General features: G+C 68.4%; 24 protein-coding genes. 3 read left to right on the top strand and 21 right to left on the bottom strand.

Annotated elements, in window-relative coordinates:
• Positions 1-3: 3 nt before the first annotated feature.
• The 14 genes from H0E82_RS09710 to rlmE all read right to left on the bottom strand — a co-directional run bounded on the left by H0E82_RS09710 (position 4) and on the right by rlmE (position 16,221).
• Positions 4-1,230 carry an RtcB family protein gene (locus H0E82_RS09710; protein WP_180545261.1) on the bottom strand — a complete coding sequence of 409 codons (1,227 nt, stop codon included), beginning with the start codon at positions 1,228-1,230 and terminating at the stop codon, positions 4-6.
• Positions 1,231-1,512: 282 nt separating this feature from the next.
• Positions 1,513-2,781: a DUF1444 domain-containing protein gene (locus tag H0E82_RS09705; protein ID WP_180545260.1), complete on the bottom strand. Its 1,269-nt coding sequence runs from the start codon at positions 2,779-2,781 to the stop codon at positions 1,513-1,515.
• A gap of 211 nt (positions 2,782-2,992) precedes the next feature.
• Positions 2,993-3,517 (bottom strand): YgjP-like metallopeptidase domain-containing protein, encoded by a 525-nt coding sequence (locus H0E82_RS09700; RefSeq protein WP_180545259.1) that lies wholly within the window; start codon positions 3,515-3,517, stop codon positions 2,993-2,995.
• A gap of 52 nt (positions 3,518-3,569) precedes the next feature.
• Positions 3,570-4,862, bottom strand: a complete 1,293-nt coding sequence (locus H0E82_RS09695) for an adenylosuccinate synthase (protein ID WP_180545258.1) — start codon at positions 4,860-4,862, stop codon at positions 3,570-3,572.
• An 875-nt stretch (positions 4,863-5,737) separates the two neighbouring features.
• A complete protein-coding gene (locus tag H0E82_RS09690) occupies positions 5,738-5,926 on the bottom strand; it encodes a DUF2065 domain-containing protein (protein ID WP_180545257.1) in 189 nt (62 codons plus the stop codon).
• Positions 5,927-5,937: 11 nt separating this feature from the next.
• Positions 5,938-6,801, bottom strand: a complete 864-nt coding sequence (gene hflC / locus H0E82_RS09685) for a protease modulator HflC (RefSeq protein WP_180545256.1) — start codon at positions 6,799-6,801, stop codon at positions 5,938-5,940.
• On the bottom strand, positions 6,798-7,979 hold the full coding sequence (gene hflK / locus H0E82_RS09680; protein ID WP_180545255.1) for an FtsH protease activity modulator HflK: 1,182 nt from the start codon (positions 7,977-7,979) through the stop codon (positions 6,798-6,800). Before hflK ends, hflC begins: the two co-directional genes overlap by 4 nt.
• Positions 7,980-8,118: 139 nt before the next feature.
• The gene (gene hflX / locus H0E82_RS09675) at positions 8,119-9,438 is read right to left on the bottom strand and encodes a ribosome rescue GTPase HflX (protein ID WP_180545254.1); all 1,320 of its coding nucleotides are present in this window, start codon (positions 9,436-9,438) and stop codon (positions 8,119-8,121) included.
• 33 nt (positions 9,439-9,471) lie between these two features.
• Entirely contained in the window at positions 9,472-9,747 is a 276-nt protein-coding gene (gene hfq, locus H0E82_RS09670; RefSeq protein WP_180545253.1) for an RNA chaperone Hfq, read from the bottom strand.
• A gap of 148 nt (positions 9,748-9,895) precedes the next feature.
• Complete coding sequence (gene miaA / locus H0E82_RS09665; protein ID WP_180545252.1) at positions 9,896-10,846, bottom strand: tRNA (adenosine(37)-N6)-dimethylallyltransferase MiaA; 951 nt, start codon at positions 10,844-10,846, stop codon at positions 9,896-9,898.
• 22 nt (positions 10,847-10,868) lie between these two features.
• Entirely contained in the window at positions 10,869-12,356 is a 1,488-nt protein-coding gene (putP, locus tag H0E82_RS09660) for a sodium/proline symporter PutP (RefSeq protein ID WP_180545251.1), read from the bottom strand.
• A 234-nt stretch (positions 12,357-12,590) separates the two neighbouring features.
• Positions 12,591-13,490, bottom strand: a complete 900-nt coding sequence (gene folP / locus H0E82_RS09655; RefSeq protein WP_180545563.1) for a dihydropteroate synthase — start codon at positions 13,488-13,490, stop codon at positions 12,591-12,593.
• Between the two features lie 124 nt (positions 13,491-13,614).
• Complete coding sequence (gene ftsH / locus H0E82_RS09650) at positions 13,615-15,546, bottom strand: ATP-dependent zinc metalloprotease FtsH (protein WP_180545250.1); 1,932 nt, start codon at positions 15,544-15,546, stop codon at positions 13,615-13,617.
• A 42-nt stretch (positions 15,547-15,588) separates the two neighbouring features.
• Positions 15,589-16,221 (bottom strand): 23S rRNA (uridine(2552)-2'-O)-methyltransferase RlmE, encoded by a 633-nt coding sequence (gene rlmE, locus H0E82_RS09645; RefSeq protein WP_180545562.1) that lies wholly within the window; start codon positions 16,219-16,221, stop codon positions 15,589-15,591.
• Between the two features lie 82 nt (positions 16,222-16,303).
• Between rlmE and yhbY the strand changes: the two genes are divergently transcribed.
• Both yhbY and H0E82_RS09635 read left to right on the top strand, forming a co-directional pair.
• The gene (yhbY, locus tag H0E82_RS09640) at positions 16,304-16,609 is read left to right on the top strand and encodes a ribosome assembly RNA-binding protein YhbY (RefSeq protein WP_180545249.1); all 306 of its coding nucleotides are present in this window, start codon (positions 16,304-16,306) and stop codon (positions 16,607-16,609) included.
• A 28-nt stretch (positions 16,610-16,637) separates the two neighbouring features.
• The gene (locus H0E82_RS09635; RefSeq protein ID WP_180545248.1) at positions 16,638-17,033 is read left to right on the top strand and encodes an Mth938-like domain-containing protein; all 396 of its coding nucleotides are present in this window, start codon (positions 16,638-16,640) and stop codon (positions 17,031-17,033) included.
• A gap of 363 nt (positions 17,034-17,396) precedes the next feature.
• Here the strand turns inward: H0E82_RS09635 and H0E82_RS09630 are convergent, their stop codons facing one another.
• From H0E82_RS09630 to surE, 4 genes are read right to left on the bottom strand one after another with little or no spacing between them, the layout of a single operon-like run.
• Positions 17,397-18,152 carry a peptidoglycan DD-metalloendopeptidase family protein gene (locus tag H0E82_RS09630; protein ID WP_180545247.1) on the bottom strand — a complete coding sequence of 252 codons (756 nt, stop codon included), beginning with the start codon at positions 18,150-18,152 and terminating at the stop codon, positions 17,397-17,399.
• On the bottom strand, positions 18,149-18,733 hold the full coding sequence (locus H0E82_RS09625; RefSeq protein ID WP_180545246.1) for a YqaA family protein: 585 nt from the start codon (positions 18,731-18,733) through the stop codon (positions 18,149-18,151). Before H0E82_RS09625 ends, H0E82_RS09630 begins: the two co-directional genes overlap by 4 nt.
• Positions 18,733-19,431, bottom strand: coding sequence for a protein-L-isoaspartate(D-aspartate) O-methyltransferase (locus H0E82_RS09620; RefSeq protein ID WP_180545245.1), 699 nt, complete (start codon positions 19,429-19,431; stop codon positions 18,733-18,735). Before H0E82_RS09620 ends, H0E82_RS09625 begins: the two co-directional genes overlap by 1 nt.
• Positions 19,428-20,210, bottom strand: a complete 783-nt coding sequence (gene surE / locus H0E82_RS09615) for a 5'/3'-nucleotidase SurE (RefSeq protein WP_180545244.1) — start codon at positions 20,208-20,210, stop codon at positions 19,428-19,430. The genes H0E82_RS09620 and surE overlap by 4 nt, the downstream gene beginning before the upstream one ends.
• Positions 20,211-20,307: 97 nt before the next feature.
• Between surE and H0E82_RS09610 the strand changes: the two genes are divergently transcribed.
• On the top strand, positions 20,308-20,868 hold the full coding sequence (locus H0E82_RS09610) for a Smr/MutS family protein (RefSeq protein WP_180545243.1): 561 nt from the start codon (positions 20,308-20,310) through the stop codon (positions 20,866-20,868).
• Between the two features lie 97 nt (positions 20,869-20,965).
• Here H0E82_RS09610 and lon read toward each other — a convergent pair whose 3' ends face one another.
• The 3 genes from lon to clpP form a co-directional block, all read right to left on the bottom strand.
• A complete protein-coding gene (gene lon / locus H0E82_RS09605; protein ID WP_180545242.1) occupies positions 20,966-23,425 on the bottom strand; it encodes an endopeptidase La in 2,460 nt (819 codons plus the stop codon).
• A 225-nt stretch (positions 23,426-23,650) separates the two neighbouring features.
• Positions 23,651-24,937 (bottom strand): ATP-dependent Clp protease ATP-binding subunit ClpX, encoded by a 1,287-nt coding sequence (gene clpX / locus H0E82_RS09600; RefSeq protein ID WP_180545241.1) that lies wholly within the window; start codon positions 24,935-24,937, stop codon positions 23,651-23,653.
• A 111-nt stretch (positions 24,938-25,048) separates the two neighbouring features.
• On the bottom strand, positions 25,049-25,675 hold the full coding sequence (clpP, locus tag H0E82_RS09595) for an ATP-dependent Clp endopeptidase proteolytic subunit ClpP (RefSeq protein WP_180545240.1): 627 nt from the start codon (positions 25,673-25,675) through the stop codon (positions 25,049-25,051).
• Positions 25,676-25,732 lie beyond the last annotated feature (57 nt).

The following is a 25,732-nucleotide window of genomic DNA, read 5'->3' as shown; positions in this document are numbered from 1 at the left end:
CGGTCAGCCCTTGACGCAGACCACCTGCCGCAGCGTGTGCACGATTTCCACCAGGTCCTTCTGCGCCTCCATCACCGCTTCGATGGACTTGTAGGCGGCAGGCGACTCGTCGACCACCTCGGCGTCCTTGCGACACTCGACATGCGCGGTCGCACGGGCGTGATCGTCCACGGAAATCAGCTTGCGCGCACGCGTGCGACTCATCACCCGCCCGGCGCCGTGACTGCAGCTGTGGAAGCTCTCGGCATTCCCGAGCCCGCGCACGATGTAGCTGCACGTGCCCATGCTGCCGGGAATGATGCCCAGCTCGCCCGTGCGCGCGCTCACCGCCCCCTTGCGTGTCACGAAGATGTCCTCGCCGAAATGGTGCTCGCGGCTGACGTAGTTGTGGTGACAGTTGACCGCTTCGGCCTGCGCCTCGAACGGCTTGGATATCACGCGGCGCGCGGCGTCCACCGCGTGCTGCATCATGATCTCGCGGTTGATGCGCGCGTAACGCTGCGCCCATTCCACCGCAAACACGTAATCGTCGTAGTGCGGGCTGCCTTCGCGCAGGTAGGCCAGGTCGACGTCCGGCAGGTTGGCGATGTGCCGGCCCATGTCCTGTTTGGCCAGCTCGATGAAGTGCGTGCCGATGGCATTGCCCACGCCGCGCGAGCCCGAGTGCAGCATGAACCACACGCGCTGCGCCTCGTCGAGGCAGAGCTCGACGAAGTGGTTGCCGGTGCCCAGCGTGCCGAGGTGATGCAGGTTGTTGGTCTTCGCCAGCCGCGGGTGCGCGTGGGTGATGCGCTGGAAGCCTCTCGCCAACGAGGCCCAGGCTTCGACCGCGCGTTGCGGCGGCGAGGCCCATGCGCCGGGGTCACGCTTGCCACGCGCCGCGACCCGGCCATGCGGCACCGCGCGTTCGATCGCGTGGCGCACGCTGGCGAGCGTGTCCGGAAGATCGCCCGCCATCAGCGTGGTACGCGCGGCGATCATGCCGCAGCCGATATCCACGCCCACTGCGGCCGGAATGATCGCGCCGACCGTCGGCACCACCGAGCCCACGGTCGCGCCCTTGCCGAGGTGGACATCGGGCATCACCGCGATGTGCGTGTGGATGATCGGCAGCTTCGCGATGTTGCGTAGCTGCGCGCGCGCCTCGTCTTCCAGCGGCACGCCGCGCGTCCACAGCTTGATCGGCGCAGCGCCGGGGTCGTGGATGGTGGTGTATGCAGTGTCGGTCATGGCCGGCTCCTCGCGCCGATGGTGCGCGACCGGATGTCGACAGCGCGCATTCGGCGGCGCAGTGCGATCGTGCATAGCGAGGCCGGCGCGGTTCACCTGGGTGCCGACCTCTACGTACGGAACGTAGCGACAGACCGGGCGGTCCTCCGCTGCCGCCCCCGGACACGACACAGCGAAACGTGGACAGCCGGGCGGCCAGGCCCGGCTTCGACAAGGTCTGCCGCCCGCCCGGACACGCCACTGCCGTAGAGAGGACGAAGCCGAACGGACGCGCGTCTGTGGTCAAGCAGCGTTGTCGGCTGCTGTCTGCGTGAGCTTCCACCCGACCGGGGTCAGTTGCCGGAGCTGCGCATCATCGGGAAACGCGCGCACGCGGTAGCGCGGCGGGTACAGCGTGGGCTGTCGTTCCATCAGCTCGGCACACACCGCGGCTGCCTGTTGCCATTCGACAATCTTCACGTCCGCCCCGCCCTCCTCACGGGGACTCACCAGGGCGATGCGGTCCGTCACCGGCAGCAGGGTGTCGACGCCGTCGGTCCAGGTGCCCAGGGATATCTCGCACCCGCCCTCGTCCGGATCCGCATGGACGAGGAACGCCGCGACGAATATGTCCTCGTCTCTCGCCTGGTGGATCCGATCCAGAAGTTCCTTCTGGCGATGGTAGGCCGGGGCGTCGAGCATCCGGCGCAGATCGGCCTGGCGTTGCCGGTGCTCACGCGTGGGCAGCGTGAACGGCACGATCCTGCGATCCTCGTAGGCGAACGCCAGTGAGGAAATGCAGCGGCCCGCCTCGGCCGCCTCCAGGCTCAGTTCGAGCATGACCGACATCGCCCCGGCATCACGATCGCCCACCACCAGCAGGCAATCGCGCGTGGGCATCATGAACACCGGTTGCCCGGCCACCGGGACACGATGGAGCACATCGGGCAACAGGGCGCGGCTGCTGTCGTAGGCGTCCTGCCACGCGCCGCGGAACACGCCGGGCGCGACCTCGACGAACTGGTCGGTCGTCGCATCGCGCAGGTTGCCGCGCGCGATGAGCAGGCTCTCGTCCAGGGTGAGACCCCACGCCGCCGGCGGCCCCGCCACGAGGGTGGAGGTCGTCTCGGGGAGATCCAGCGCAAGCAGCTCGACGCAGTCCTCGGCGACATCACGCCACGCGCTGCCGAAGGGCACCTCCACGCCATGGGAGAGGACATGTTCGAGCCTCAACTCTTCCAGCATGCCGCGATTGCGGAGCAGTGGCATCAACGTCGGGCGCAGTTCCTCGAAGGGCTTCTCCCGGCGACTTTCCTCCCGCTCGGCGACGAAACCGGAGACGTAATGCTGCAGGACGTGCGCGCGATGGCGACGGCTCGCCTTGAGGTATGCGTGATACGCGTTGTGCAGATAGACGACGAAGCCACTGGCACCCACCAGTCTGAATTGGTCCGGCTGGTGAACCATCTCCTCCTGCCACCCCTGTGCTCGCAGTGCATCCAAGAAACGCCTGGCGAATGCGTCGGGACCGGGCGTGCGATTGAAGATGGTGTCGAACAGCGCTGCGAACATCGGATCGTCCTTGATTGGGGTGCACGAGCCACACACGCGGTTTCGGTGTCGAATCGCGAGAGCATGGCATCGAACGGAGTGGCGGGTCGAACCGGCACCATTATCGATTGAAGGCAGGATTTTCTCGACGCCGACGCGCGGACCGGCTCCGACGAGGCCGCACCCACCCGAGGCGGCGCTCCTGTCCGCGCGGGCGGTGTCTCGCCAGGCCTCAGCGCCGCCGCGCTTCCGTGGCAGATCCCGGCGGATGCAGATCGAGATGCGTCAGATACAGTCGCAGATCGAATTCCAGCTGGTGGTAGTCCGGTTCCATATGGGTGCACAGCTGGTAGAAGGCCTTGTCGTGCTCGGCCTCCTTCATGTGCGCCAGCTCGTGCACCACGATCATCCGGAGGAACGCCGCCGGGGCGTCGCGGAACACGCTGGCGATGCGGATCTCGCGGCTGGCCTTGAGCTTGCCGCCGTGCACGCGCGAGATGGTGGTGTGCGTGCCCAGGGCGTGCTTCATCACCTGCAGCTTGCCGTCGTAGATCACCTTGCCCAGCGGCGCGGCCTTGCGCATGTGGCGGTCCTTGAGCGCCTGCACGTAGGTGTAGAGCTGGCCGTCGTTGCGTACGGTGTGGGCGTCGGCGTACTTCGCGGCCAGCAGTGCATCCAGCCGATCCTGCGCAATCAGCTCGCGCACGCGCGCCTGAACGTCCGGCGGGTAGCCGCCGAGGTACTTGAGCGACTGCATCAGAAAAAACCCCGCTTTCGCGGGGTTTTCTCCTGTCCGGCGGACGCCTCGATCAAGCGAAGGGGTCCTGCAGCACCATCGTGTGTGCCCGGTCGGGACCGGTGCTGACGATGCTGATCGGGCAGCCCGCCAGTTCTTCCAGCGCACGCAGATAGGCTCGGGCCGCGGGGGGCAGCTTGTCCCACTCGGTGACGCCGTGGGTGTTCTCGTCCCAGCCCGGGAATTCCAGGTACACCGGCGTGCACTCGTCCCAGCCGGCCGCGTCGAGCGGGGCGTACTCGGTGCGCTTGCCGCGGTACTCGTAGGCGATGCAGATCTTCAGCGTCTTCATGCCGTCGAGCACGTCTAGCTTGGTGATGCACAGGCCGGAGATGCCGTTGATGGCCACGGCGCGCTTGAGCGCGACGATGTCCATCCAGCCGCAGCGACGCGGGCGGCCGGTCGAGGCGCCGTATTCCTGGCCGCGGTCGCGGATGCCCTGGCCGATCTCGTCGTCGAGTTCGGTCGGGAACGGGCCGCCGCCGACGCGCGTGGCATAGGCCTTGGCGATGCCGAGCACGTAATCGATCGCATCCGCGCCCACGCCGGTGCCGGCCAGCGCACCGCCGACGGTGGTGTTGGAGCTGGTGACGTAGGGATAGGTGCCGTGGTCGATGTCGAGCAGCGCGCCCTGGGCGCCTTCGAACAGCACGCGCTTGCCCTGCCTGCGCAGGTCGTGAAGGATGCCGGCGACGTCGCTCTTCATCGGCTCGACGTAGTCGCCGAATGCGAGGGCTTCGTCATAGGTCTTCTGGAAATCGACCGCCTCGACGCCGAGGTACTTGGTCAGCACGAAGTTGTGATAGTCCAGCGCGGTGCGCAGCAGCTCTTCGAGCTGCTTGGGGTAATGCAGGTCGGCGACGCGGATGCCGCGACGCGCCACCTTGTCTTCGTATGCCGGGCCGATGCCGCGTCCGGTCGTGCCGATGGCCTTGCCGCCGGCAGCCTTCTCGCGGGCCTGATCGAGCGCGATGTGGTACGGCATGATCAGCGGCGTCGCCGGGCTGATCTTCAGCCGCGAACGCACTTCGACACCGGCCGCTTCGAGCTCGCCGATCTCCTTGATCAGCGCGGCCGGGCTGAGCACGACGCCGTTGCCGATCAGGCACAGCGCGTCGTCGCGCAGGATGCCCGAGGGAATGAGATGGAGGACGGTCTTCTTGCCGGCGATCACCAGCGTATGGCCGGCGTTGTGGCCGCCCTGGAAGCGCACGACGGCGCCGATGTCCTGCGTGAGCAGGTCGACGATCTTGCCCTTGCCCTCGTCGCCCCACTGGGCGCCGATCACCACCACTGACTGACCCATCTCGTGACTCCTGGTTCGCGTTGCGGCCATCGGGGCCGCAGGAAGGGACCGGCTGGCCTTGTGCGGTGATTGGCCGCTCCATCGGGGAGACGACCGCCACGCAGGGCCGGACACGGAAAAAGCCGGCGGTCCACTCTGATGCGAGTCGGCCCGTCCGGCTTTTCCGCATTATCCGGATATCAGGGGCTCGGGGCCACCGGTACGCCGGGCGCCTTCAGGTGGGTACATCGGATGCACCGGATGCCCGGCGTGGGTCCACTGGCGCCTCCGGGGCGTGCAGCGACCGTGACCACCCCCTTCACGCATCCGCTCGCCGTCGGCCGAGGACTCCCCGGCGCCCGAAATGGCTGTCGCGGTCCGGCGTGGGCGCAGCGTGTGTGCGCACCTCCCGCCGGGTCGCGCCGACGGGGGCACAGCGCGTAGCTGCGCGCAGGCGGGAACACGCCGACGCCAGTGCGTCCGGACGGTGAACGCAGTGTCGCAGCGCGCCGGCAATCCGCAGCCATGAAGGATGCCGCTGGCTCGGCTGGGTACGGTGCAGGGATCGCCGGCCCACAGGAAGGTGACGGCGTGCGGTCGCTGGATGCGAGCGCACCGTGGCGGCAGGTCCCGATGACGGGATGTTCGCCTCTACCCCCAGCCCCTGCAGACGCCGGCTGGATGAGGCCGGATCCGGTGGGGCCGGCCGGCTCGCCGCTTGGCGCCGGTGTCTGGATGGCTCGGCGGCGTGCGCCGACACTGGCCTCACCCGGGGGCGAAAAACGTTCGGTGCCGCTCGATCGCACCGTCCGGACGAACGCGTCGTGCACGTGACATCAGGGTCGACCGGAAGGTCACATTCGCGGCGGGCGCGAACGGCGTTAGACGCGTTCCGCTCAGGCGCCGCGCACGAAGTACAGCGCGATCAGACCGACGACCAAGACGCCAGCACCGACGCGTCGCAGCATGCCGGTGGGGAGCGACAGCAGTTGCACCGCCGCCCGCTTCCACATGTCCGGCGCGGCGAACAGCAGCAGCCCTTCGAGCACGAGCACCAGACACAACGCGGCCCACAGATCCGACATCGGTCGGCCGGTCAGCGATCGCTGCGCATGTACTGCAGGAAGGGATCGTTGCGCTCGAGCACGATCACGCTGTCGCCCTTCTCGAAGGCGGCGCGGTAGGCCTCGAGGCTGCGCTGGAAGGCGTAGAAGCCCGGATCGCGGTTGGCGGCCTCGCCGTAGATGCGGGTCGCTTCGGCATCGCCTTCACCGCGCAGCGTCTGCGCGTCGCGTTCCGCCTCGGCGGTCACCACCACCTGCTCGCGATCGGCCTGGCCGCGGATCGCGCGTGCCTGCTCCTCGCCCTCGGCGCGCAGCGCGGCGGCCACCTGGCGGCGCTCGGCGCGCATGCGGTCGTAGACCTGGCCGATGACCTCGCTGTCGGTGGGCAGGTCGATCTGCTTGAGGCGGATGTCGACGATCCGCATGCCCAGCGACTGCGCGGCCTCGTTGATCGCCGGCAGCTGGCGCTCGACGAACTCCGAGCGGTTGCCCGACACCAGCTCGGTGAGCGTGTTGGCGTTGATCTCGTTGCGCAGCGAGTTCTTGATGATGGGCTCGAGACGCAGCTTGGCGTTGTCCTCGTTGCCGGATGTGGCGCGGAAGAACTGGGTGACGTCGCTGATGAAGACGATGGCGACGAAATCGACGCTGACGTCCTTGCGCTCGGAGGTGAGCGATCGCTCGGGCGAGAACGCGCTCGCGTCGAAGCGGCGGTCGAACACCCGCGCGGTTTCCACCAGCGGAATCTTGAAGTGCAGACCCGGGCCGATGTCGGTACGGGCGACGCGTCCGAGGTTGAGCACCAGGCCCACCTGACCCTCGCGCACTACATATACCGAGCCCATCAGGCCCAGCAGCACGACGATCAGAAGGGGGATGACGAAATTGAGTCTCATCGGACGGCTCCATCACGCGGCGGACGCGGCAACTGCGAGCTGCGCGCCGCGGGTTCCTGGACCGGCGCGCGGGTGGCCTCGATGGCCGGGGACAACACCTCCGGCGGCAGCAGCGACGGCGCGGCTTGGGCGCTGCCGCCCTGCCCCATCGGCACGTAGATCAGCTGGCGGCCATCGCCGCCGACCACGGTGCGGTTGTTGCCGAGCACCTGCTGCACGGTCTCCAGCCAGAGGCGGCGACGGGTGACGTCGGGCGCGCCGCGGTAGGCGTCGACCAGCAGGGTGAAGCGGGTCGCGTCACCGGTGGCACGGGCGATCTCGGCTTCCTTGTAGCCCTCGGCCTGGGCGCGAATGCGCGCGGCCTCGCCTCGGGCTTCCGGCACGATCTTCGCGGCGTAGGCGCGGGCTTCGTTGATCAACCGCTCGTTCATCTGCTGCGCGCTGTTGACCTCGTCGAACGCCGGCTTGACCTCCTCCGGCGGACGCGCGTCCTGCAGGTTGAGCTCGGTGACGAACAATCCCGTGCGGTAGCTGTCCAGGGAGGCCTGCAACGAGGTCTGCGCTGCGGTCGACAAGGGACCACGCGCGTTGAGCGCGGTGTCGAGATTGGCGCGGCCGATCTGCTCGCGCACGGCGCTCACCGCGGTCTGCTCCAGCACCTCGCGGGCGCTGCGCGTTCCGAACAGGAACTGGGTCGGATCACCCACGCGGTACTGCACGTTGAACGACACGACCACGATGTTTTCGTCGCGGGTGAGCACCGGCACGGTGTTGCTGTAGGACTGCACGGTGGTGGCGTCGACCTTGGTCACACGCTCCACCGGCCAGGGCAGCTTGAAGTTCGGGCCGGGCTGCATGACCCGGGCGATCTTGCCGAAACGCAGCACCACGCCGCGCTGGGTTTCACCCACCAGCACGAAACAGTTGAGCAGCAGGATGACCACGAGGCCGATGGCGATCCAGCGCAGCGGATTGCCGCCGCCACCGCCGAACATGTCGCGGAACTGGGCCAGCGCCCGGTCCATGCCGCCACCGCCGCGTCCACGCCCACCACGCCCGCCGCGACCGCTGCCTCCGGTCCGCCTGGGCGGCCACGGGTTCTGCGGTTCGCTGCCCTCGGGACCCTTGCGGTCCGGGGCGTCGTTGTCCTTGTTCTTGCCGGGAATGTTCCAGGCCATGCCTGCTCCAATCTGGGACGCGCCGGCCCGGGGCGGCGCGGGGGTCGCATAGTCTAACCGGCTGACGCCGGCGGGGGTCCGTCGGGGTAACTACGCAGGGCGGCACACGCCGGATCATCGGCGCGCGACGCCCGGCACCTCAGAACGTCTCGTCCTCGTCCGGCGGCAGCAGTACGCGCAGGGGGCCGCCGTCGGACTGCGAGGCCAGACGCGCGGCGTCGGCGAGTGCCAGATCCACGGTGAGTCGCCAGCCCTGCTCGTCCACGGTCTCGGCGCGCACGGCATCCAGCGCGTGCAGGCGGGCGTGGAGACGTCCCGCATCGGACGGCAGATGCAGCTCGCCGGCGACCCGGCGGATGCCGAGCCGACGCGCCAGCGCTTCGGCCAGCAGGTCGAGACCCTGGCCCTCGCGGGCCGAGATCCAGACGCTCTCGCGCACCGCGTCGTCGGCCAGGGCCGCGGGGTCCTGGTCGTAACGTGGGGTCGCGCCCTCGATCCGGTCGATCTTGTTGAACACCAGCAACTGCGGCAGATCCCCGGCACCGATCTCGCCGAGCACCTTGTCCACCTGGGCGATGCGCTCGTTGCGCAGCGGATCGGCGGCGTCGATGACGTGCAGCAGCAGGTCGGCCTCGCGGGCCTCGCTCAGCGTGGACCGGAACGCGGCGACGAGCTCGTGCGGCAGATCGCGGACGAAGCCGACGGTGTCGGCCAGAACGATGCTGCCGCCCGACAGATCCACACGGCGCACGGTGGGATCGAGGGTCGCGAACAGCTGGTCGGCGGCGTAGGCATCGGCGCCGCTCAACGTGTTGAACAGGGTCGACTTGCCGGCATTGGTATAGCCCACCAGGGCGACGCGCGGCAGCTCGCTGCGCACGCGGGCGCGGCGCATCTGGGTGCGCTGAACCTCCACCTTCTCGAGGCGCGCCTGCAGCTGTTCGACACGCTTCTGCAGCAACCGGCGGTCGGTCTCGAGCTGGGTCTCGCCGGGGCCGCGCAGACCGATCGAACCGCCGCGCTGGCGCTCCAGATGGGTCCAGCCACGGACCAGGCGCGTCGCCATGTGCCTGAGCTGGGCGAGCTCGACCTGCAGCTTGCCGTCGTGGCTGCGTGCCCGCTGGGCGAAGATGTCGAGGATCAGGCCGGTCCGGTCGACCACGCGGCGCTCGAGGTATTTCTCGAGATTGCGTTCCTGGCCGGGAGAGAGCCGGTGATTGACGAGGATCAGGTCTGCGCCGGTCGCCTCGACGGCGGCCTTCACTTCCTCGAGCTTGCCGCTGCCGATCAGCGTGGCGGCGTTGGGCTTGTCGATGCGCGCGGGAATCACCGCGGCTACCTGGGCACCGGCGGACCGGGCGAGCTCGGAGAATTCCTCCAGCGCGCCCTCGTCGGCCGGGCCGTGCGCATGCGGCTGGATCAGCAGCGCGTTTTCACCCTTCCGGGAGCGTTCGAACAAAGTGGGGTCAAACCTCTTGGGAGATGCGTGGGATCAATCGGATTCGTCCGATGCGCCATCCCCGCCATCGGAGGACTCGACGACACCGCCGCCAGGCGCCACGCGCACGTTGCGCGCCGGCACCACGGTCGAAATCGCATGCTTGTAGACCATCTGGCTCACGGTATTGCGAAGCAACACCACGAACTGGTCGAACGATTCGATCGTGCCCTGCAGTTTGATGCCGTTGACGAGGTAAATCGAGACCGGCACACGTTCGCGCCGCAGTGCGTTCAGGAAAGGATCCTGCAAGGATTGCCCCTTGGACATTCGTGGTTCCCCAGCGTGGTTGTTGTTATCGGGTGCTGACCCGACGCCGCGCTCCCCGCACGACGCCCGCACGATGGTACACAACCGCCGTGGGCAACGGACGGCGCCGGCCGGCGGGCTGCCGGAAACGTGCGCGCAGTCGGCGGGATCAGACCAGAAAGCGCGCGACGGCCGCCTCGAGGGCCGTGCCCGCGGTGGCCGGATCGAACCAGGCCAGGCCCGGGCGACCGCGCAGCCAGGTCGTCTGCCGCTTGGCGAGCTGGCGCGTCGCGGCGATCGCGCGCTCGCGCATGCCGGCCGCATCCCCGTGCCCGTCGAGGAATTCCCAGGCCTGGCGGTACCCCACTGCGCGGATCGCCGGCAGTTCCAGCGGCGCGGGGTGGGCACGCAACGGTGCCAGCGCGCGCAGGGCGCGCACCTCGTCGAGGAATCCTGCCGCGAGCATCGCGTCGAAGCGCAGGGCGATGCGCCGGTGCAGCACGGCGCGTTCGGCCGGCGCCACCGCGATCTGCAGTACGCGGGCCGGAAAAGGCGCGGTCTCGGGCGCGCGGCGCTGCCACTCGCTGATCGGCGTCCCGGTGAGCCGATACACCTCGAGCGCGCGCTGGATGCGCTGTGCGTCGCCGGGCTTGATCCGCGCCCCGGCCCCGGGATCGTGCCGCGCGAGATCGCCGTGCAGCGCCGGCCAGCCGCGCTCCGCCGCTTCCGCCGCGATGCGCGCACGCAGCGCGGCATCGGCCGGCGGCATCGGCGAAAGGCCGTCGAGCAGCGCCGCGAAGTACAGGCCGGTGCCACCCGCCAGGATCGGCAGCCGGCCGCGGGCGAGGATGTCCTGCACCGCGGCGCGCGCGTCGTGCGCGAACTCGGCGGCCGAATACGTCTGCCAGGGATCGCGCAGGTCGAGCATGTGATGCGGTGCGCGTGCGCGCTCGGCGGCGTCCGGTTTGGCCGCACCGATGTCGAGGCCGCGATAGACCAGCGCCGAATCGACGCTGACGATCTCACCGCCGAACCGCTCGGCCCAGTCGAGCGCGAGGGCGGTCTTGCCGGAGGCCGTCGGGCCCATCAGCGCGATCGCGCGCGGGTGCGCGGCGCTCATGCGGGCCTCGCCGATCGACGCATCAGTAGCCGGTCTCCTTCAACGACAGCTGCACCTGCTGGTGCGTGGCCTGCACCGCCTGCGACGGTGGGCGCCCGAGCAGGCTGGTGACCACGATCGCCAGTGTCGCGACGATGACGCCGGGCACCATTTCGTAGAGCGCGCTGCCGGTCATCCGCCACAGCACCACGGTCAGTGCACCGGCGACGATGCCGGCGATCGCGCCGTCGCGCGTCATGCGCTGCCAGAACAGGGACAGCACCACCACCGGACCGAACGCGGCGCCGAAGCCTGCCCAGGCGTAGGCCACGAGACCGAGCACCCGGCTTTCGGGGTCGCGCGCGATCCAGATCGCCAGCAGTGCGATCAGCGCGACCATCAGCCGCCCGACCCACACCAGCTCGCGATGGCCGGCGAGCGGGCGTACGAAGCCGCGGTAGAAATCCTCGGTCAGCGCGCTGGAACACACGAGCAGCTGGCACGACAGCGTGCTCATCACCGCGGCCAGGATCGCCGAGAGCAGGATGCCGGCGACCCAGGGATTGAACAGCACTTCCGAGAGCACGATGAACACCCGCTCGGGGTTCGCGTCCACGGGCGCGGCTGCGGCCGGATTGGCCACGAAATACGCGATGCCGAAGAAGCCGGTGGCCAACGCACCCGCCAGGCACAGCACCATCCAGCCCATGGCGATGCGGCGTGCGCGCGGAATGGTGGCTACGCTGTCGGCCGCCATGAAGCGGGCCAGGATGTGCGGCTGGCCGAAGTAGCCGAAGCCCCAGGCCAGTGCGGATACGATGGCGATGGCCCCGCCTGCACCCACCCAGTCCAGTCGCGCGGGGTCGACCTGTTCCACCAGCGCGAGACTCGGCGCCACGCCACCCGTGCTCAGCACCACGATCACCGGCACCAGCAGCAGGGCGAAGATCATCAGCGTGGCCTGGACCATGTCGGTCCAGCTGACCGCGAGAAAGCCGCCCACCAGGGTGTAGAGGATGGTGGCGGCCGCGCCCCACCACAGCGCGCGGGCGTAGGGGATCCCGAACACGCTCTCGAACAGGCGCGCGCCGGCCACGATGCCCGATGCGCAGTACACCGCGAAGAACACCAGGATCACCAGCGCCGCGACGACGCGCAGCAGCTTCTGCCGGTCCTCGAAGCGATGGGTGAAGTAGTCCGGCAGGGTCAGCGCGTTGCGCGTCCGCTCGGTGTACACGCGCAACGGCCCGGCCACGTAGCGCCAGTTGAGATAAGCGCCGGCGACCAGGCCGATCGCGATCCAGGCTTCCGACGCGCCGGTGAGATACAGCGCCCCGGGCAGGCCCATCAGCAGCCAGCCGCTCATGTCCGATGCGCCTGCCGAGAGCGCGGTGACGTAGCTGCCGAGCGAGCGTCCGCCGAGGATGTAGTCGTCGAAGGTACGGGTGCGATACCAGGCCCAGAACCCGATACCCACCATGAGCAGCAGATACCCGGTGAAGGTGACCAGCAGCGGCGTGTCGACGTTCATTCCTGCTCCCCGGCCGCGACGCGGCAACAGAGGCGCAAGCTTACGCGGATGCCCGGATGCCTCCAACGGTGCGCCATGCCGCGCGCACCTCCCACGCGTGGTCTGGGCCGGCACATGGAGCACACGGGGACGCTTTCGCGGCTCGGCACACGCGCGACATCCCGGGCTTCGCGGCGCAGGCCGTCCGCCGCGACTGCCGACAAGCGTTCGGAGCCCGCAGGCCCGTCTATCGGTCTACATGCCCTCGGGCCATTGGATGGCCGGCGCCTGTGTCGCGGAGCGCGGCATCGGCACGGCATCCACCGCGACCCAGATCTTCAGCGCATCGACTGTCTGCGCCACATCGTGCACACGGAGGATGCGAGCGCCGCGCTGTGCCGCGATCAGGTGCGCGGCCAGCGAGCCGGCCGAGCGCTCGCTCGCGACCTCGCGCCCGGTCAGCTCGCCGATGCTGCGCTTGCGCGACAGGCCGGCCAGCACCGGCACGCCGAGCTCGGCGAAGCGGCCCAGCTGGGCGAGCAATGCGAGGTTGTGGGCGGTGGTCTTGCCGAAGCCGAAGCCGGGATCGACCACGATGCGTTTGCGCTCGATACCGGCCATCTCCGCGCTGAAGATGCGCTCGGCCAGAAACCGGTGCACCTCGCCGACCACATCGTCGTAGGCGGGCGCGGCCTGCATCGTGTCCGGCTCGCCCGGCATGTGCATCAGCACCACCGGCACGCCGAGTGCGGCGGCCGTTTCCAGTGCGCCCGCGCGACGCAGCCCGCGGACATCGTTGATCAGGCCGGCGCCTGCGTCGACGGCGGCGCGCATCACCTCGGGCGACGAGGTGTCGATGCTGATCGGCACTGCGCTGCGTGCGGCCAGGCCTGCGACGACGGGGATCACCCGCCGCAGCTCCTCGTCAACCGGGACGGGCGTGGCGCCCGGTCGCGTGGATTCGCCGCCGATGTCGAGCACGTCCGCGCCAGCCTCCGCCAGCTGCAGCCCGTGGGCGACGGCGGACTCGGCATCGCCGTAGAGGCCGCCGTCGGAAAACGAATCGGGCGTGACGTTCACGATGCCCATCACGCGCGGACGGTCCAGGCGCAGCACGCGGCCGTTGCAGTCGAGCTGGGGCGTGGTGTCGAACATGGTCATGGCTCGCGGTCGCGGGATGGCGGACAACGGACGGCGCCGGATGTGCCCCGACCCGCCCACATGATAACGGCGCCGTTTCCGGCGCCGTCGCTCGTCTCAAGCCGGAGCGGTACCTGGCTCAGGCCTGCTCCGCCGGGCCACCGATCGGCGGCTGCAGCGGGCGGTCGCCGCCGGTATCGCCACCCCCGCCCTTGCCCGGGCTGCCCGCCTTGGCCCAGCCCATCGGCGGCGGCGGCGTGCGGCCTTCCATGATCGCGTCGATCTGCGGCACGTCGATGGTCTCGTACTCGAGCAGCAGCTCGGACATCGCGTGCAGCTTGTCGAGGTTGGCGGTGAGGATCTCGGTGGTCCGGTTGTAGGCCTTGTCGAGGATCGTGCGCACCACTTCATCGATCTTGCGGGCGGTGTCGTCGGACACGCTCTTGTGCTGGGTGACCGAGCGACCGAGGAAGACCTCGTCGTCCTCCTCGCCATAGGCGATGGGGCCCATGACATCGGACAGCCCCCACTTGGTGACCATGTTGCGGGCCATCTTGGTCGCGCGCTCGATGTCGTTCGACGCACCGGTGGTGACCTTGTCCTCACCGAAGATCAGCTCTTCGGCCACGCGTCCGCCGTAGAGCGAGCACAGCTGCGATTCGATGGCCACGCGGTTCATCGAGTACTTGTCGCCCTCGGGCAGGTACATCGTGACGCCGAGCGCACGGCCACGCGGGATGATCGTGACCTTGTAGACCGGATCGTGCTCCGGCACCAGGCGACCGACGATCGCGTGACCGGCCTCGTGGTACGCGGTGAGCTTCTTCTCGTCTTCGCTCATCGCCATCGACCGGCGTTCGGCGCCCATCAGGATCTTGTCGCGCGCGCGGTCGAAGTGGTCCATGCGGACCTCCTTCGCGTTCTCGCGCGCGGCGAACAGCGCCGCCTCGTTGACCAGGTTGGCCAGGTCCGCGCCGGAGAAGCCGGGCGTCCCGCGGGCGACCACCAGAGGCTGCACGTCCTCGTCCAGCGGCACCTTGCGCATGTGCACGCGCAGGATCTGCTCACGACCCTTCACATCGGGCAGGCCCACCACCACCTGACGGTCGAAGCGGCCCGGGCGCAGCAGCGCGGGGTCGAGCACGTCGGGACGGTTGGTCGCGGCGACCACGATCACGCCCTCGCCGCCCTCGAAGCCGTCCATCTCGACGAGCAACTGGTTGAGGGTCTGCTCGCGCTCGTCATGTCCGCCGCCGAGACCGGCGCCGCGATGACGGCCGACGGCGTCGATCTCGTCGATGAAGATGATGCACGGCGCCTGCTTCTTGGCCTGCTCGAACATGTCGCGCACGCGGCTCGCGCCGACACCGACGAACATCTCGACGAAGTCCGAACCGGAGATCGAGAAGAACGGCACCTTCGCCTCGCCGGCAATCGCCTTGGCGAGCAGCGTCTTGCCGGTGCCGGGCGGACCGACCATCAGCACGCCGCGGGGGATCTTGCCGCCGAGCTTCTGGAAGCGCGACGGGTCGCGCAGGAATTCCACGAGCTCCGACACTTCTTCCTTGGCCTCGTCGCACCCGGCGACATCGGCGAAGGTGATCTTGGTCTGCTCCTCGTTGAGCAGCTTCGCGCGGGACTTGCCGAAGGACATCGCGCCCTTGCCGCCGCCCTGCTGCATCTGCCGCATCATGAAGAACCAGAAGCCGATGATCAGCGCGACCGGCAACAGGTTGAGCAGGATCATGCCCAGCGAAATTCCGCTCGACGGCGGCGCCTGCTCCATCGCGACGCCGTGGTTCATCAGGTCATCGATCAGTCGCGTGTCGCGGCGCGGGGCGATGACCGTGCCCGACTGCCCACCTTTGGTCTGGAACGTGATCGTGCGTTCGTCCTCGCCGATCTTCACCGACGCGATCTGGTCACGGCGCACCTGTTCCATGAACTGCGAATACTGGACCTCCTGCCCGCCCGCGCCGGCGCCGGTTCGGGGGCTGAAGCTCTGGAAGATCACCATCAGTACGACGGCGACCACGACCCAGAGCAGCAGATTCTTGACCAGATCGTTCATGTTTCGGAGTTCTCGTGAAGAGTTTTGCGGAACGGGGCCATGCTACTTCATCGTGGCCAGCTTGCCCTGCGCGAGGGCGTACACCTCCGGCGACCGCTGCCGGGACGCTGCAGGCTTGCGGATCGCCAGCTTCGTGTAGCGGCGCCGCAACTGCCGCACGTAGTCGTCGAACTCGGTGCCTTGGAACAGTTTGATCAGGAACGTGCCGCCGGTACGCAGGTGGTGGTCGGCGAAATCCATCGCCAGCTCGGCGAGATGCATAGCCCGGGGCTGGTCCACCGCGTCGATACCGCTTTTGTTGGGGGCCATATCGGACAACACAAGGTCGACCTGCTGCCCGTCCAGCGCGGCTTCCAGCGTCGAGAGAACCGCATCCTCGCGGAAATCCCCGTGAATGAACTCCACACCGGCCAGTGACGGCATGTCCAGGATATCCAGCGCGATCACACGGCCGCTGTCACCCAGTGCCTGGCGCACCCACTGCGACCATCCGCCAGGTGCCGCGCCCAGGTCCACCACGATCATGCCCGGCTTGAGGAGGCGGTCGCGTTCGACCAGCTCCTCGAGCTTGTACGCGGCGCGCGAGCGCAGTCCTTCCGCCTGCGCCTTCTTGACGTAGGGATCGGAGAAATGTTCCTTCAGCCAGCGCTGGCTGCTCTTGCTGCGGGTGGCCATCGCGGTCGGGACATCGCGGGAAAGCGGGTGCGGCGGCCATGATATCCTGCCTGCCGCTTCCATTTTCCCGATCGGTTCATCCATGAGTAACGTCCTGACCGCTGCCCAGACCCGTTTTCTGCGCGGCCAGGCCCACGGCATCAAGGCCCAGCTGCAGGTCGGCGGCAAGGGCGTGACCGATGCGCTGGTCGCCGAGCTGGATGCCGCGCTGGAGCACCACGAACTGATCAAGGTGAAAGTCGGCGGGACCGATCGTGAGGCCCGGGACGCGATGATCGACCAGCTCGCCGAGCGCACCGGCGCCGCCCTTGTGCAGCGCATCGGCCACGTCGCGATCCTGTACCGGCAGAGCACCGACCGCCGCCAGATCGTGCTGCCGCGGGCCTGACCCAGGCCACGCCGCCCCAGCACCGATCATGCAGCTGAATCTCGAACACCCCGAATTCGATTACGTCCTTCGCGGCGCGGACGGCCGGCAGGCACTGGTCAACGACCGCCGGATGACGCGCAGTTTCATCGTCGCCCCCCGCACCCTCATCGAAGACTGGCCTGCAATCGACGTGCGCAGCCTCGATGCCGACGCGCTCGCGCCCCTGCTTGCCCTGGAACCGGACGTGGTGCTGATCGGCACGGGCGCGGGTCAGGGCTTTCCGCCGGCATCGACCATGGCCCTGTGCCTGTCGCGTGGCATCGGCCTCGAAGCCATGACCAATGCGGCCGCGGCGCGCACCTTCAACGTGCTGGCAGGGGAAGGCCGCCGCGTCGTGGCGGGGTTTGTGCTGGCCGCGCCGGACGACGCCGACGCCGGCTGACGCGCCCGACCCGCGCCTACTGCTGATCCGCCGCTCGTGCGAACGGGATGTGCGGCCGACGCCGCCCCGGGGTGTCTTCCCGTGATCGACCAGCGATCGACGTGTGCGCCTTCCCCCCGGGCCCCGCCCTCCATAGCCGCGACCTCGGTGCACCGCGGCACGGCGAAAGGCACGCTGCCAGGCCGCGTCCGGCGTCACATCCAGGCCGGGGCATCGGGCTTGCCCGGCCCGGGCATGGCGCCTGATGCTGCGCACCGGGCCCGTGCCCCCGCGTCGCGCCCGCCGCCGGCGCGACCGGCCTTGGGCGCACGTGCGCTCCGCACGGCAGCAGGGCCGCGACCCGATCGCGCAGGTCGCCGCCGGTCAGCGGGCCGGCAGATACGACAGCGGATCGACCGGCTTGCCGTTGTAGCGGATCTCGAAATGCAGCATGTCGCGTGCGGCGCCGGTGCGCCCCATCTCGGCGATCTGCTGCCCGGCGCTGACGCGCTCGCCCTCGTTGACTCGACGCGTGCGGTTGTGACCGTAGGCCGACAGCCACTGCTCGTCGTGCTTGACGATGATCAGCTCGCCGTAACCAACCAGTCCCGAACCCGAGTAGACCACGACGCCATCGGCCGCGGCGCGCACCGCCTGGCCGCCCGTGCCGGCGATGTCGAGCCCCTGCCGGGTCGGATCGTTGGCGACGTAGCGCGCGATCACCTGTCCGTCCGTGGGCCATTGCCAGCGGAACGGACTGCGCGCGGGCGCGGGTGCGGGTGGCTGGGGCGGCGCCCGGGTCGGCGTCACCGGCGGACGCTGCGCAGGCGCGCCGCCGGCTGCCGTGGCCGGTGGACGCCGCGGCGGCGCCGATGCGGTGCCGCCCGGATACAAACGCAGGCGTTGTCCCGGATAGATGGTGTAAGGCGCCGGGATGCTGTTCCACATCGCCAGATCGAGTGCGCTGATCCCGTGACTGGTCGCGATGCGATACAGCGTGTCGCCGCGCTGGACGGTGGCGGTCTGGCCCGGCTTCGGCGTCGAGGTGGGCGCGGCGGACGTGCCGCCCTCCCGGATCACCCGGCTGCTGCCGCAGGCGGCCAGCAACAGGATCGACACCAGCACCACGAGCATCCTCATCCGCGCAACTCCATCCAGACCAGTCCCACGACCACTAGAGCGACCATCAACCAGCCCACCCATTCGATATAACGCTTGAGCAGGGGCTCGAACTTCGCGCCGCCCCAGGCCATCAGACCCGCCACGAGGAAGAACCGCATGCCGCGTCCCAGGAGCGAACCGACGAGGAACGGTAGCAGCCCGACCCCGAGCGAACCCGACGCGATGGTGAACACCTTGTAGGGAATCGGCGTGAAGCCGGCGAGGAACACGAACAGCATGCCGTGTTCGAGAAACAGGCCCTGGATGCGTTCGAACGCAGGCTGCCACCCCATGCGCACGATGCAGGGCCAGGCGGCGTCCAGCGCGAAATGGCCGAGCGCGTAGCCCAGCAGCCCGCCCGCCACCGACCCCAGCGTGCACAGCAGCGCATAGCGCCACCAGGCGGCAGGACGGGCCAGCGCCATCGGCGCCAGCATCACGTCGGGCGGGATCGGAAAGATCACCGATTCGGCCGCGCTCATCGCGGTGAGATAGCGCGGGGCATGGCGGTGACGTGCCCACGCGAGCGTGGTGTCGTAGAGACGCGCGAACAATCGCATCAGTCGATGTATCCGGACAGCAGGGGAACGAAGCTCACCGCGGCGATATCCTGCTGGACCACGCGGCCATCCGGCTCGTGCCTGAGCACCAGCAGGCGTTGCTGGGCTCCCTGCGCGCCCACCGGCGCGACGAGGATGCCGCCCACGGCGAGCTGCTCGGTCAGGGCATCCACCAGTGCCGGGCCGGCCGCGGTGACGATGATCCCGTCGAAGGGGCCGTTCTCCGGCCAGCCGATGCGGCCGTCGTCGTGCCTGCTGCGCACGTTGAGGCCGAGCGAACGAAACCGCTTGCGTGCAGTACGCAGCAGTTCACCGATGCGCTCGACGGTGTGCACCTCGATGCCGAGCGCGGCCAGGATGGTGGCCTGGTAGCCGGAGCCGGTGCCGATCTCGAGGACCTTGCCGGGCATCCCGTCCATCAGCAGCGCCTCGGTCATCCGGGCGACCACCCAGGGCTGCGAGATCGTCTGCCCATGTCCGATCGGCAGCGCGGTGTCCTCGTAGGCGCGGGTCGCGAAGGCCTCGTCGACGAACAGATGCCGCGGCACGGTGCGGATCGCGTTGAGCACGCGCTCGTCGGAGATGCCGCCGCCGGGATGCGCGCCGTCACGCAGCCGGTCGATGAGCCGGTCGCGCACCCGCTGGGACGTCATGCCCACGCCGATGGCCTCGGGCTGCAGGCGCAGACGCGCCATCACGCCTGCGTCGCCTTGAGCCCGGCCTCCAGGCCGCCGACCCAGTTGGCCACGTGCTCGAGCGCCTGGTAGCGGGTGAGGTCGACATGGATCGGCGTGATCGAGATGTGCCGCGTGCGTACCGCATGGAAATCCGTTCCCGGCCCGGCGTCCTGCTCGGGACCGGCCGCGCCGATCCACCAGAACATCCGCCCGCGCGGATCCTCGAGCGGCGTGCAGGCTTCGGCGCGATGCCTGTTGCCGAGACGGGTGACCTCGAAGCCCTCGAGCGCCGCCCACGGCACGTCGGGGACGTTGACGTTGAGGATCGTGTCGGCGGGAAGCGGATCGGCCCTGAGGCGCGCCACGATCTCCACCGCGGCACGTGCGGCGGTTTCGTAATGCCGTCCCTCGTGATGCTGCGTGACCAGCGACATCGCCACGGCGGGCAGGCCGAGGAAGCGCCCTTCCATCGCAGCGGCGACGGTGCCCGAATAGATCACGTCGTCACCGAGGTTGGCGGTGTTGTTGATGCCCGAGACCACGATGTCCGGCTCGAGCTCGAGCAGGCCGGTGATCGCGACATGCACGCTGTCGGTCGGCGTGCCGTGCACGCGCCAGGTGGTGTCGTCGAGCTGGACCACGCGCAACGGCATGTCCAGCGTGAGCGAATTGCTCGCGCCCGAGCGGTCGCGATCCGGGGCCACGACCAGCACTTCGTGGCCGGCGTCGCGCAGGCCCTGCGCGAGAATCCGGATGCCGGGGGCGTCGACGCCGTCGTCGTTGCTGACCAGTACGCGCATGAATCGTTCTGCAGGCCCCGTGCCACTCGACAAGGCCGACATGATACCGGATGGGCGCGCGCTCCCGGCCCGGACACGATCGCGTTACGCTGCAGCGATGACGCGCACACCTGAAACCGGGGCGGACGACGACGACGACGGCGCGCTGTTCCGTGCCGCGATCGGCCCCGTGCGGGCATTGCCACCGACGCCGGAGCCGCCCCGGCCGTCCCCGCCCCGCCCCAGCACGCGCATGGCCGAACGCGACGACGCAGAGGCGCGCAGCGCATTCCGTCAACTGCTCGACGGCCCCTTGCTCGAAGCCGGCGACACGATGCAGTACCGGCGCGACGAAGTACCGGCGCGTGTCCTGCGCCGCCTCGGCCGCGGCGAGTACTCGGCGCAGGAAGAACTGGACCTGCACCACAGCGATGCGGAGCAGGCCACCGCCCTGCTCCGGCTGTTCCTGCGCGATGCCGCCGATGCCGGGCTCGGCTGCGTGCGCATCGTCCACGGCAAAGGACTCAACTCCGCCTCCGGCGCGCCGATCCTCAAGAATCTCGTGGACCGGCTGCTGCGCCAACGCAGCGACGTGCTGGCATTCCACAGTGCGCCGGCCGCCCAGGGCAGCACCGGCGCGGTGCTGGTGCTGCTGCGTCCCCGCTCCCGCCTCGGCTGAACCCGCCAGGCGCCGCAACACGACGGCACCCGCACGGCAACCGGTCGTCGCTGCAACGCAGCGACGACCGTTGATCACATCCCGCCGGATGCGATGCTCAGTGCTTCACCCGCACGCGCCGGCCATCACTGGGCTTGGACTTCGGCACGACCTTGGTACGGGCCTTCTTGGCATCGACCTTCTGCCCCGGTGGCGGTGGCAGTGGACGTTCCAGCGCGAGATCCAGGACCTCGTCGATGTACTTCACCGGCACGATCTTCATGCCCTCGGTGACGTTCTTGGGGATGTCGGCCAGATCCTTGCGGTTCTCCTCGGGGATGATCACCGTACGGATTCCCCCGCGCAGCGCGGCCAGCAGTTTTTCCTTCAGGCCCCCGATCGCGGTGACCCGACCACGCAGGGTGATCTCGCCGGTCATCGCCACGTCCGCGCGCACCGGGATCTTCGTCAGCAGGGAGACGAGGGTCGTCGCCATTGCAATGCCCGCACTGGGGCCGTCCTTCGGCGTCGCGCCATCGGGTACGTGCACATGGATGTCGTGCTTCTGCATGACCTCCAGCTCCACACCGAGCCGCTCGGCGCGCGCGCGCACCACCGACATCGCCGCCGATGCCGACTCCTTCATCACGTCGCCGAGCTGACCGGTGAGGATCAGCTGCCCCTTGCCCGGCACCTGCGTGGCCTCGATCTGCAACAGGTCGCCGCCGACTTCCGTCCACGCCAGTCCGGTCACCAGGCCCACTTCGTTGTCCTGCTCCGCGCGCCCGAAGTCGTAGCGCTGCACGCCGAGATACTTGTCGAGATTCTTGCCGGTGACCTTGACGGTCCTGATGCCCTTCGCCGCCCCTTTCCCGGTCGCCGGGCCGGCCAGCGCGATCTCCTTGACCACCTTGCGGCAGACCTTGGCGATCTCGCGCTCGAGATTGCGCACGCCCGACTCGCGCGTGTAATAGCGCACGATGTCGCGGATCGCGTCCTCGGCGATCGCCAGCTCCTGCGGCTTGAGCCCGTTGGCCTTGAGCTGCTTGGGCAGCAGGTAGCGCGTGGCGATGTTGAGCTTCTCGTCCTCGGTGTAGCCCGGGATGCGGATTACTTCCATGCGGTCGAGCAGCGGACCGGGGATATTCAACGAGTTCGAGGTCGCGACGAACATCACCTCCGAGAGGTCGAGATCGACTTCGAGATAGTGGTCGTTGAAGGTGTGGTTCTGCTCGGGATCGAGCACTTCGAGCAGCGCCGATGCCGGATCGCCGCGGAAATCCATCGACATCTTGTCGATTTCGTCGAGCAGGAACAGCGGGTTCTTGGTGCCGACCTTGTTCATGCTCTGCACGATGCGGCCCGGCATCGAGCCGACGTAGGTACGGCGATGGCCGCGGATCTCGGCCTCGTCGCGCACGCCGCCGAGCGCCATGCGCGTGAACTTGCGGTTGGTCGCCTTGGCGATCGACTGGCCGAGCGAGGTCTTGCCCACGCCGGGCGGCCCGACGAGGCACAGGATCGCGCCCTTCATCTGCTTCACGCGCGTCTGCACCGCGAGGTATTCGAGAATCCGGTCCTTGACCTTCTCCAGGCCGTAGTGATCCGCGTCCAGCACATCCTGCGCGGCCTTGAGGTCCTTGCGCACCTTGCTGCGCTTCTTCCACGGCACGCCCAGCAGCCAGTCGAGGTAGTTGCGCACGACCGAGGCCTCCGCGGACATCGGCGGCATCTGCTTGAGCTTGTTGAACTCGGCCTTGGCCTTGGTCTCGACAGGCTTGGGCATACCCGCTTCGGCGATCTTGCGCGCGAGCTCGTCGATATCGCTCGGCGCGTCGTCGATCTCGCCCAGCTCCTTCTGGATCGCCTTCATCTGCTCGTTGAGGTAATACTCGCGCTGCGACTTCTCCATCTGCGACTTCACGCGCCCGCGGATGCGCTTCTCCATCTGCTGCACGTCGATCTCGCCGTCGACGAAGCCCACGAGCAGCTCGAGACGGTCGGCCGTGTCGAGCGACTCCAGCAGACGCTGCTTGTCGGCCAGGCGCACCGCGAGATGGGCCGCGATGGTGTCGGCCAGGCGCCCGGGCTCGTCGATGCCGGCGAGCGTCTGCAGCAGCTCCGGCGGCAGCTTGCGATTGGTCTTCACGTATTGCTCGAACAGGCTCATCAGCGAGCGCGCGATGGCCTCGACCTCGCGCGGCTCACGCCCCTCGACCGGCGCGATCGCGACACCGCTGCCGACGAGTGCACCGTCTCCCTCGCGCACGTCGCGCAGGGTCACGCGCTCGGTGCCTTCGACGAGCACCTTGATCGTGCCGTCCGGCAGCTTCAGCAACTGCAGCACCGTGGCCAGCGTACCGACCTGGTACAGGTCCCCGGCACCGGGATCATCCGTCTCGGCCGACTTCTGCGCTACCAGCAGGATGCGCTTGTCGGCCTCCATCGCAATGTCGAGCGCGCGGATCGACTTGTCGCGTCCCACGAACAGCGGGATCACCATATGCGGGAAAACCACCACGTCACGCAGCGGCAGGACCGGCAGGTCGTAGGTCTCGGGGGCGGTGCGTGGGCTCATCTCGTCTGTCCTCGGATTCACGTCCGGACAGCGGCGCCGTCCGGTGGCGGCATGGCCGCACTGGCTCCGTTTATGGGGCGCCCGCGCCCGGGTTGCAAGCGGCGGCGCGTGATGCCGGAAACAGGCGCGCCGCGACCCCGGAGGAGCGCGGCGCGTGGTTGAAGGATCCGGGCGGCCCAGCGGCCCGTGACCCGCGTCGACGGAACGTTTCGTTCCACCGGACGCTCAGTCGCCCGAGGCCATCTTCTGTTCGGTGGCCGGCGTTTCGTAGATCAGGTAGGGCTCGGACTTGTGTTCGATGACCGACTCGTCCACCACCACCTTGCTGACATTCTCCAGCGACGGGAGGTCGTACATCGTATCGAGCAGCACCGATTCGACGATCGTGCGGAGGCCACGTGCGCCGGTCTTGCGCTTGATCGCCTTCTTGGCGATGGCGGCCAACGCATCCTGGCGGAACTCCAGCTCCACGCCCTCCATCTCGAACAGCTTCTTGAACTGCTTGCTGATCGCGTTCTTGGGCTCGGTGAGGATCTGGATCAATGCGGTTTCGTCGAGCTCCTCGAGGGTCGCCACGACCGGCAGGCGGCCGACGAACTCGGGGATCAGGCCGAACTTGATCAGGTCCTCAGGTTCCACGTCGGCCAGCACCTTGCCGACCTCCGCCTTGCGCTCGGAACTCTTGAGCTTGGCGCCGAAGCCGATGCCGCTGGCATCGGTGCTGCGCGCCTGGATCACCTTGTCGAGACCCGCGAACGCGCCGCCGACGATGAACAGGATGTTCTTGGTATCGACCTGCAGGAACTCCTGCTGCGGGTGCTTGCGTCCGCCCTGCGGCGGGACGCTGGCGACGGTGCCTTCGATCAGCTTGAGCAGCGCCTGCTGCACGCCTTCGCCCGACACGTCGCGCGTGATCGACGGGTTCTCGCTCTTGCGCGAGATCTTGTCGATCTCGTCGATGTAGACGATGCCCTGCTGCGCCTTCTCGGCGTCGTAGTCGCACTTCTGCAGCAGCTTCTGGATGATGTTCTCGACGTCCTCGCCCACATAGCCGGCTTCGGTCAGCGTCGTGGCATCCGCCATCGTGAACGGTACGTTGAGCAGACGCGCCAGCGTTTCGGCCAGCAGGGTCTTGCCCGAGCCAGTCGGTCCGATCAGCAGGATGTTCGACTTGGCGAGTTCGACCTCGTCGTTCTTGCTGCGGCTCTCGATGCGCTTGTAATGGTTGTACACCGCCACGGCGAGGGTCTTCTTCGCCCGGCGTTGCCCGATCACATACTGGTCGAGCACCTCGAGGATCTCGCGCGGCTTGGGAAGGGAACTGCGCGCGGACTGCGCTTTCTCCTCGAGCTCCTCGCGGATGATGTCGTTGCACAGCTCGACGCACTCATCGCAGATGAACACGCTCGGGCCCGCAATCAGCTTGCGCACCTCATGCTGGCTCTTCCCGCAGAACGAGCAGTAGAGGATCTTGTTGCTGTCGCCGGAACGACCCTGACGGTCTTCGCTCATGCCTTCGCCAAATCTGTGTTGCGGTTACGTTTCGAGAATAGCACAGCGTCCGGCGCGTCCAGAGAACGCGAACCGGCACACGAATGCCTGAACGATCAACGACTTGCCGAGTCAGTTCGGGGTGATGGAGTCGTCCGGCCGACGCTCAAGCACCTGATCGACAAGACCGTACTCGCATGCGGCCTTGGCGCTCTTGAAGTTGTCGCGCTCGGTGTCACGCGCGATCGTCTCGTAGGGCTGGCCAGTGTGCTGCGCCATGATCTCGTTCAATCGCTGCTTCATCGACAGGATCTCGCGCGCATGGATGTCGATGTCGGTCGCCTGGCCCTGGAAGCCACCCAGCGGCTGATGGATCATCACGCGTGAGTTCGGCAGCGCGTAACGCTTGCCGGCCGCGCCCGACGACAGCAGCAGCGCGCCCATACTGGCCGCCTGGCCGATGCAGATCGTGCTGACGTCGGGCTTGATGAACTGCATGGTGTCGTAGATCGCCATACCCGCGGTGACGATGCCGCCCGGCGAGTTGATGTACAGGTTAATGTCCTTCTCGGGGTTTTCCGCCTCGAGGAACAGCAACTGGGCGACGATCACGTTCGCCATGTGGTCGTCGATGCCGCCGACGAGAAAGATCACGCGCTCCTTCAACAGGCGCGAATAGATGTCGTACGCGCGCTCGCCGCGGCTGGTCTGCTCGACCACCATCGGCACCAGGTTGAGGGCTTTCGTTTCGATGCTCATCACATTTCCCGTCGGTGGAACGCGCGGCCCGGACGGACCGCACGGTGAGACGCCGTC

Source organism: Luteimonas deserti, from assembly GCF_013425765.1.
In the GTDB taxonomy this organism is placed as follows: domain Bacteria; phylum Pseudomonadota; class Gammaproteobacteria; order Xanthomonadales; family Xanthomonadaceae; genus Luteimonas; species Luteimonas deserti.
The sequence above is the reverse complement of the archived record's forward strand: the minus strand, read 5'-3'. Positions and strand labels throughout refer to the sequence as shown.

Excerpts from the sequence above, each read along its gene's own strand:
- H0E82_RS09710 (WP_180545261.1), bottom strand. The coding sequence starts at position 1,230 with ATGACCGACACTGCATACACCACCATCCACGACCCCGGCGCTGCGCCG.
- H0E82_RS09705 (WP_180545260.1), bottom strand. The coding sequence starts at position 2,781 with ATGTTCGCAGCGCTGTTCGACACCATCTTCAATCGCACGCCCGGTCCC.
- H0E82_RS09700 (WP_180545259.1), bottom strand. The coding sequence starts at position 3,517 with ATGCAGTCGCTCAAGTACCTCGGCGGCTACCCGCCGGACGTTCAGGCG.
- H0E82_RS09695 (WP_180545258.1), bottom strand. The coding sequence starts at position 4,862 with ATGGGTCAGTCAGTGGTGGTGATCGGCGCCCAGTGGGGCGACGAGGGC.
- H0E82_RS09690 (WP_180545257.1), bottom strand. The coding sequence starts at position 5,926 with ATGTCGGATCTGTGGGCCGCGTTGTGTCTGGTGCTCGTGCTCGAAGGG.
- hflC (WP_180545256.1), bottom strand. The coding sequence starts at position 6,801 with ATGAGACTCAATTTCGTCATCCCCCTTCTGATCGTCGTGCTGCTGGGC.
- hflK (WP_180545255.1), bottom strand. The coding sequence starts at position 7,979 with ATGGCCTGGAACATTCCCGGCAAGAACAAGGACAACGACGCCCCGGAC.
- hfq (WP_180545253.1), bottom strand. The coding sequence starts at position 9,747 with ATGTCCAAGGGGCAATCCTTGCAGGATCCTTTCCTGAACGCACTGCGG.
- miaA (WP_180545252.1), bottom strand. The coding sequence starts at position 10,846 with ATGAGCGCCGCGCACCCGCGCGCGATCGCGCTGATGGGCCCGACGGCC.
- putP (WP_180545251.1), bottom strand. The coding sequence starts at position 12,356 with ATGAACGTCGACACGCCGCTGCTGGTCACCTTCACCGGGTATCTGCTG.
- folP (WP_180545563.1), bottom strand. The coding sequence starts at position 13,490 with ATGTTCGACACCACGCCCCAGCTCGACTGCAACGGCCGCGTGCTGCGC.
- ftsH (WP_180545250.1), bottom strand. The coding sequence starts at position 15,546 with ATGAACGATCTGGTCAAGAATCTGCTGCTCTGGGTCGTGGTCGCCGTC.
- rlmE (WP_180545562.1), bottom strand. The coding sequence starts at position 16,221 with ATGGCCACCCGCAGCAAGAGCAGCCAGCGCTGGCTGAAGGAACATTTC.
- yhbY (WP_180545249.1), top strand. The coding sequence starts at position 16,304 with ATGAGTAACGTCCTGACCGCTGCCCAGACCCGTTTTCTGCGCGGCCAG.
- H0E82_RS09635 (WP_180545248.1), top strand. The coding sequence starts at position 16,638 with ATGCAGCTGAATCTCGAACACCCCGAATTCGATTACGTCCTTCGCGGC.
- H0E82_RS09630 (WP_180545247.1), bottom strand. The coding sequence starts at position 18,152 with ATGAGGATGCTCGTGGTGCTGGTGTCGATCCTGTTGCTGGCCGCCTGC.
- H0E82_RS09625 (WP_180545246.1), bottom strand. The coding sequence starts at position 18,733 with ATGCGATTGTTCGCGCGTCTCTACGACACCACGCTCGCGTGGGCACGT.
- surE (WP_180545244.1), bottom strand. The coding sequence starts at position 20,210 with ATGCGCGTACTGGTCAGCAACGACGACGGCGTCGACGCCCCCGGCATC.
- H0E82_RS09610 (WP_180545243.1), top strand. The coding sequence starts at position 20,308 with ATGACGCGCACACCTGAAACCGGGGCGGACGACGACGACGACGGCGCG.
- lon (WP_180545242.1), bottom strand. The coding sequence starts at position 23,425 with ATGAGCCCACGCACCGCCCCCGAGACCTACGACCTGCCGGTCCTGCCG.
- clpX (WP_180545241.1), bottom strand. The coding sequence starts at position 24,937 with ATGAGCGAAGACCGTCAGGGTCGTTCCGGCGACAGCAACAAGATCCTC.
- clpP (WP_180545240.1), bottom strand. The coding sequence starts at position 25,675 with ATGAGCATCGAAACGAAAGCCCTCAACCTGGTGCCGATGGTGGTCGAG.